The 4315-nt window shown below is 38.8% G+C and carries 2 protein-coding genes and 1 pseudogene; 1 reads left to right on the forward strand and 2 read right to left on the reverse strand.

The features are described 5' to 3' along the window. Positions 1-1655, reverse strand: a pseudogene (gene secA, locus ACOVO2_RS19750) (preprotein translocase subunit SecA); the annotation flags it as partial. A gap of 267 nt (positions 1656-1922) precedes the next feature. After that, positions 1923-2891 carry an N-acetyl-gamma-glutamyl-phosphate reductase gene (gene argC / locus ACOVO2_RS19755; protein WP_421771631.1) on the reverse strand — a complete coding sequence of 323 codons (969 nt, stop codon included), beginning with the start codon at positions 2889-2891 and terminating at the stop codon, positions 1923-1925. 281 nt (positions 2892-3172) lie between these two features. Here argC and lgt point away from each other — a divergent pair, with 281 nt between their 5' ends. After that, positions 3173-4024 carry a prolipoprotein diacylglyceryl transferase gene (gene lgt, locus ACOVO2_RS19760; protein WP_421771632.1) on the forward strand — a complete coding sequence of 284 codons (852 nt, stop codon included), beginning with the start codon at positions 3173-3175 and terminating at the stop codon, positions 4022-4024. Positions 4025-4315 lie beyond the last annotated feature (291 nt).

Genomic DNA, 4315 nt, shown 5'->3' on the forward strand with positions numbered 1-4315 from the left:
TCTTCAACTTTTACGTTTTCTTTTGCTTCAACAGCTTGGTGCAAACCATCTGACCAACGACGACCATCCATGATACGACCAGTCTGCTCATCAACAATCATTACTTTATTATCAATCACAACGTATTCGACGTCTTTTTCAAATAAAGTATAGGCTTTTAATAATTGGTTAACGGCGTGGATACGCTCGGCTTTGGTTGAGTAATCACGAATTAACTCATCTTTTTTCAAGATTTTTTCTTGCTCATTTAGGTCAGATTTTGCGATAGCCGCCAAATCAACACCTAAATCTGGCATTACGAAGAAATTATGGTCTTCGCTTTCGCCTGTCAAGAAATCAATTCCTTTATCGGTTAGCTCAATTGAGTTATTTTTTTCATCGATAGTGAAATAAAGCGGAGCATCGGCTTCTGGCATTAATTTTTGGTTTTCTGCCAAGTAGATTGCTTCGGTTTCTTGCAACATCGCTTTCATTCCGAACTCCGAAAGGTACTTAATCAATGGTTTGTTTTTCGGTAAACCACGGTACGCACGGAATAAAGCCAAGCCACCATCTTTTTTGTTTCCAGCAGCAATCAACTTTTTAGCTTCATTTAAGTAGCCATTAGTCAATGCTTTTTGTGCTTCTACAATTCTCTGAATACGTGGTTTTAAAGAAATAAACAATTCTTCGTCACCCGTGCGAGCCATCGGGCCACTGATAATCAATGGTGTACGAGCATCATCAATCAAAACTGAGTCAACCTCATCGACCATTGCGTAGTGGTGTTCACGCTGTACGAGTTCTTCTGGGTCGTTTACCATGTTGTCACGTAGATAATCGAAACCAAATTCGTTGTTTGTTCCGTAACAAATTCCCGCACGATACGCAGCACGACGAGCGGCCGAGTTGGCAGGATATTTATCTATACACTCACAAGTAATGCCGTTAAACTCAAAAATTGGCCCCATCCACTCAGAGTCACGACGAGCCAAGTAATCATTGACCGTTACGATATGTACGCCTTTTCCTGCCAAGGCATTCAAGAATGCAGGGAAAGTAGCCACCAATGTTTTACCTTCACCCGTAGCCATTTCAGAAATTTTGCCTTTGTGAAGTGCCGCACCACCGATAATCTGAACATCGTAATGCACCATGTTCCAAGTCATCAAATTTCCTGCCGCTACCCATTGGTTTTTCCAAATTGCTTTATCGCCTTCAATCGTGATATGCGACTTTCTCATGGCCAACTCACGGTCGAGGTGAGTAGCCGTAACGGCGATTTCAGAGTTTTCGGAGAAACGACGAGCTGTTTCTTTAACGATAGCAAAGGCTTTCGGAAGAATTTCTAACAAAACAACCTCCAACTCTTTGTTTCGCTCCAATTTCAAGGCATCAATTTTCTTGAAACTAACCTCTTTTTCGTCAACCTGCATATCAGGATTATTGTCGATTCCTTCTTTGAGGGCGTCAATCTGTTGGTCGATGTGCGAAAGTTTCTGAGCAATATAGTCTTGAAGTTCTTTAGTCTTAGCTCTAAATTCATCGTGCGAAAGGCTCGCAAGTTTCACGAATTCTTCGTTGGTGAGTTTTACGTAGGGTTGTAACTCTTTGTTATCTTTATCAGACTTCGTACCGAAAATCTGGCTGATACCTTTTGTTAAAAAATTAAGCATTTTATATTTCTTGTTCGTTAATTCTCTTTTTATGAAGTTTTACTGTTAACAAATACCTAACCAAAGGTAAAAATCTGACAATATGTCAAGATTTTAGTGTCTGATTATCAGCATTTTATTTTTTAGACCTACAAATTTAACCTTTTATGGCAGTTTTATAACAAAAAATATGGCGGAATATTGTAGAAAGGAAATTTTATGAAGATTAAAAATTAAAACTTTTCGTTGCCTGAGCGGAGTCGAAGGCAACGAAAAGGAAAAAACTTATCAAAACCCAACCGATTTTAATTTCAATCCGGTTGTTTCTTCTAATCCAAAAACAAGATTTAGATTTTGTACTGCTTGGCCAGAAGCTCCTTTGGTTAGGTTATCAATGATGCTTGTAATCAATAAGTTATCATCGTGTTTTTCGAGATGCAAAATACACTTATTGGTATTTACAACCTGTTTTAAATCTATTTCGGCCGCTTCGCTCAAGTGCGTAAACGGGTGCGAAGCATAATAATTCTTATACAATTCTTTGGCTTCTTCTATTGTACCAGCAAACTTGGTATAAACATTCGCCATGATGCCTCGGCTGAAGTTTCCACGATAAGGAATAAAGTTTACAGCTTTGCCAAAAGCAGGTTGCAAAGTTTTAAGGCTTTGATTGATTTCTTTCAGGTGTTGGTGCGTAAATGCTTTGTAGATAGAGATATTATTGTTTCTCCAACTAAAATGCGTAGTTGCCGAAAGAGATTGTCCTGCTCCCGTGCTACCCGTTACGGCACTCACATGTACATCTTCATTCAATAACCCAGCATTGGCCAAAGGCAATAAAGCCAGCTCAATACTTGTAGCAAAACAACCCGGATTCGCAATTTTGGTAGCTGTTTTTATCAAATCTCGCTGCAATTCGGGCAAACCATAGACAAAACCATTACTTTGGTCACGGAAGTCGGTGCTTAGGTCAATGATTTTGAGGCTTTCGGGAATCGTATTTTCTGTTAAAAACTTTTTCGATTCGTTGTGGCCCGAGCAAAGAAAAATTGCTTGAACTTCGTCGAAAGGCATTTGGTCGGTAAAAAGCAAGTCGGTTTCGCCTATCAAATCTGTATGCGTTGAATAAACAGGTTTTCCTGCTTGGCTTTTCGAATTAACGAAACTAATATTTACCTGTGGGTGATTGAGCAAAATACGGAGCAATTCGCCACCTGTGTAGCCAGCCCCACCAATGATACCGATGTTTATTTTCATAAGCCCCCTGCCCCCCGATGGGGGAATAATATGGATAGAAGATGAGTAATACTTGTTTGTTTTTTAGATTTATCACTAAATCTACGATTTATAAAAGAGACAAAAGTCACAGTGTCAATTGTATAATTTGCTAATAATCAACACTATACATTCTGCATTATACATTCTTAATTCTACATTAACACTTACCACTAACAACATTTTTAAACAATCTGTCACAAAATTACGCAACCTCTCAGAGAAAACTCATATTTTTGAGGAAATTTCAAACCCAATTATAAATGACTCTTTTAGAAATTCCTTGGAACGTCAATCCGATTATAGCAAAACTTGGTAGTTTTGAATTACGCTGGTACGGACTTTTGTTTGCTTCGGGCTTTTTGTTGGGCTACCAAATTATGCTCAATGTTTTCAGAAAAGAAGGCAAATCCGAAAAAGACCTTGATACACTTCTATTCGTAATGATAGTAGCTACCGTCATTGGAGCAAGATTTGGACATTATTTTTTCTATGAATTTGATGATTTTCTGAAAAACCCAGGAACATTCCTGATAGATATGATTACGCCACCTTATCAAGGTTTGGCAAGTCACGGTGCTTTGGTCGGAATCGTAACAGCTTTGATTCTCTACGCTCGCAGCCACAAAGACCAACCTTTCTTATGGGTGGCCGACCGTGTAGTGATTACGGTAGCCTTAGCGGGTTTTTTCATTCGTATGGGAAATCTAATGAACCACGAGATTGTGGGAAAAGAAAGTAATCTGCCGTGGGCGTTTAGATTTAATCTTTTCAGTATGTCGCCCGATGGAAACCTTGTAATGACACCCGAAGGATTTGCTCGCCACCCAGCACAATTATACGAAGCTCTTTCTTGCTTAGTGCTGTTCGGTGTTTTGTTTTTCCTTTGGAATAAATATAAGGCACAAACCCCTCGTGGATTGTTGCTCGGAATCTTCTTGATTTGGTGCTTTGGTCTTAGATTCTGCTACGAATTCTTGAAAGAAAACCAAGAAGCTTTTGAAGATAAAATGGCATTGAATATGGGGCAAATCTTGAGTATTCCTGCCGTATTGCTCGGAATAGGCGTTTTGATTTACACTTTTACGAAAGGAAAGCGTAAGGAGATTGTGTAAAACATTTGTGGCAAATCTCTGAGATATGCTACAAATTATCTCGCAATGAACAAATAAAAAAGCGGCTCGATTTTCAGAAAATCGAGCCGTTTTTTTTATGACATTACTATTGAATATACTTTACTTCACTATGGACTGCCGACTGTGGACGATTATTATTAACCTTCGGCAAATTCCATTAATTGTCTTACATTATTTACTACCTCGGCATTTTTCGGTAAATCAAGACCTTGAGCTATTACTTGGTAGCCAGTAAGCAAAATCTTTACATCAGGGAAACTATCGCCAAGT

This window comes from Emticicia sp., assembly GCF_049241225.1.
Taxonomy (GTDB): Bacteria; Bacteroidota; Bacteroidia; order Cytophagales; family Spirosomataceae; genus Emticicia.

Excerpts from the sequence above, each read along its gene's own strand:
- argC (WP_421771631.1), bottom strand. The coding sequence starts at position 2,891 with ATGAAAATAAACATCGGTATCATTGGTGGGGCTGGCTACACAGGTGGC.
- lgt (WP_421771632.1), top strand. The coding sequence starts at position 3,173 with ATGACTCTTTTAGAAATTCCTTGGAACGTCAATCCGATTATAGCAAAA.